Raw genomic sequence first — 2506 nt, 5'->3', positions numbered from 1 at the left:
AATTGCATTCTTAGGTTACCAAGCTAAATAAAATCATTGAATAATATTTCTTGAATGTATGACTATACTATATATTATCTTTCAAAGAATAATCTATAACTATTATATAAAATAAAAATTAAAATGTCTATTTGTACTACCAAAGATATCATCCCAAAGGCTTTTCTTTGGTTACTCAGGTCCTCCACCAACTGTTAGGGGTCGAGATCTACCGTATTACATAATGTTGACTAGTTGATAGGTCCAGGGGTTCCACCACTTTATTTATACGTTAATAAAGAAAACGCCAAGTGTTTACTGCGGTTATAAATATCTTGCGGCACATAAAATTACTGTGGTTCATAACATTAAAACTGCGAGAGTTTCCCTCTCTGATATAAAGTATATCTTCTTGCTGTCTTGCAATAAAAATGTGAGAGTTTCCCTCTCTAACGGTTAAATAAATAATAATCCTGTTGTCTTGATAATATATCCTCCTTATATAATGTAAAATGTATAAATGTATAGACGTATAAAACCTAAGAGCATAACAAGATAAGAGTTAGGGTGAACCATATTACTCTTCTTATATCTTTGTTATCTCTTATCATATATGTCAAGTCATATCCATTGTATATCTTGCACGTCAAAATAGTTTCTTGTAGGTATAAGTATTTATTTTATTTTCAAAGTTCTAAAAAACTAAAACTATCCAAAGTTTTTTACAAAGGTCGAAAAGCCATTCTTTTTATAAGAATTCTAAAAAGTCGCAGTCAAAAACTTGACTTGAAGTCAAAAGACTTCTGAGGTCTAAACCTCAACAATGTTAGTAAAAGTCTATCCTATTTATAATATTTGTGTTGGAATAAAAATTTTGTTTTTCAAAATCTCCATCTTGGAATTCTTTTTGAGCAAGGCCAAAAGTGCTCCTTTTTATACTCTGAATTACTAAAATTCATGAGTCATAATGAGTCATCTTTGTTTATACTTTGCCTTGTGAATGAACTTCCTTTTTACTTTCATCCTTCCCAATTCAACCGTGTCGCGGTCATTTGATCTATTTTAAAATTACTGTGCCCATACTGCGCCTGTGTAACCACTGCGGTCGTGTAACGTTACACCATTGCTAAATAATCGCACTATATTTGTACTACGTTACACTAAGTCACATGATTAACAATCACATTATCTATCTTGTAATACTATTATTATTCTTAATTATCCTTCATTTTTACCCTGGTAACACTCTCCTCCAACTAATTTTGAAACGTCCCGTTTTAAACAAAAATCAAAGGTAATCTATCCTTTTGATCAAAATATTTCTTCAAGTGTTTTACATTCCGTGAGGTCTTGAGTACTTTTCCTTCTAAAGTCCTGAGTTTATAGGCTCCTCCTCCAACTATTTCATGAATATAATAAGGTCCTTTCCATTTTTGGCTTAATTTTCCAGACCATTGTTTTTCTTTCGCTGCATCTTTTAGTAATACTTTCATTCCTATTTCAAATTTGGTTTCTTCTTTAATTCTTCCATCGTGTCTTCTTTTTTGTTGTTCCTGAGATTTCTTGATATTTCCCAAGGCTTGACTTCTTTCTTCGGTTAGTTCCACTAAATCATATAATCTTTTCATGATTGCATTTTTTCCAAAGTCTGTTCCTGGTTTACTTCCTTCAATAGGTAATATTGCTTCTCTTCCATAAACCATATAAAACGGTGTTTTCTTGGTAGTATTGTGTTTTATCGTTCGGTAAGCAAATAATACTGATTCTATATGTTCATCCCATTCGTCTTCTTTTTCTGATACTTTGGCTAAACTTTCACATAAAGTTCTGTTAAATCTTTCAACTAATCCATTGGTTTGTGGATGGTATGGTGATGATAATTTGTGTTTAATCCTGAATTTTTCACATAGTCCATCCACTAATTTGTTCCTAAAGTGTGTTCCTCTATCCGATAAAATTGTTCCTGGACATCCATGTCGACAAATTATCCTCTTATAAATGAATTCTATCACATTTTCTGCGGTTGCTTCTTTCATGGCTTTTGCTTCTAGCCACTTGGTTAAATAATCTGTTGCTACAAGTATGTATTTGTTTCCTTTTCTGGTCTTTTCTAATGGTCCTACAAAGTCTATCCCGATTCTTTCAAATGGTTTTCCTACTTTAATTGGGTTTAAGCATCCTGATCCTCCTTTATTTCCTCTTCGCTGACACCAAAATCTTGTGTTAATCTTGTTATAGGTTGCATCTTTTCTGAAGTGTCCTCCAGTGGGATGATTATGCGTCATAAATATTACTGAGTCTATTTCATCCTCTTTCAGTATTCTTAATAATCTTTCTTTTGATCCTATCTTGTATAAAATTCCATCTTTCGTTTTAAAATTTCTTGATTCTTTTTCTAATTGTTTAATCTTGCTTTTGTCCCATTCATCTAGAACATTTCCTTCTAGGAAATTAATTAATTCTTGGTATTTAATTCTTTCCATTCTTGATTATAAATTTTTGAGCTCTCCACTTTCTGTAGGTATAA

At 31.8% G+C, this 2506-nt stretch carries 1 protein-coding gene; it reads right to left on the bottom strand.

Annotated features, from left to right (window positions below; genetic code table 11):
• Positions 1-1256: 1256 nt before the first annotated feature.
• Positions 1257-2462: a hypothetical protein gene (locus DMG62_24425; GenBank protein ID PYY19639.1), complete on the bottom strand. Its 1206-nt coding sequence runs from the start codon at positions 2460-2462 to the stop codon at positions 1257-1259.
• Positions 2463-2506 lie beyond the last annotated feature (44 nt).

Source organism: Acidobacteriota bacterium (assembly GCA_003225175.1).
Classification (GTDB): domain Bacteria; phylum Acidobacteriota; class Terriglobia; order Terriglobales; family Acidobacteriaceae; genus Gp1-AA112.
The sequence above is the reverse complement of the archived record's forward strand: the minus strand, read 5'-3'. Positions and strand labels throughout refer to the sequence as shown.

Bases quoted from the DNA above. Each gene is read 5' to 3' on its own strand.
- DMG62_24425 (PYY19639.1), bottom strand. From the start codon at position 2,462: ATGGAAAGAATTAAATACCAAGAATTAATTAATTTCCTAGAAGGAAAT.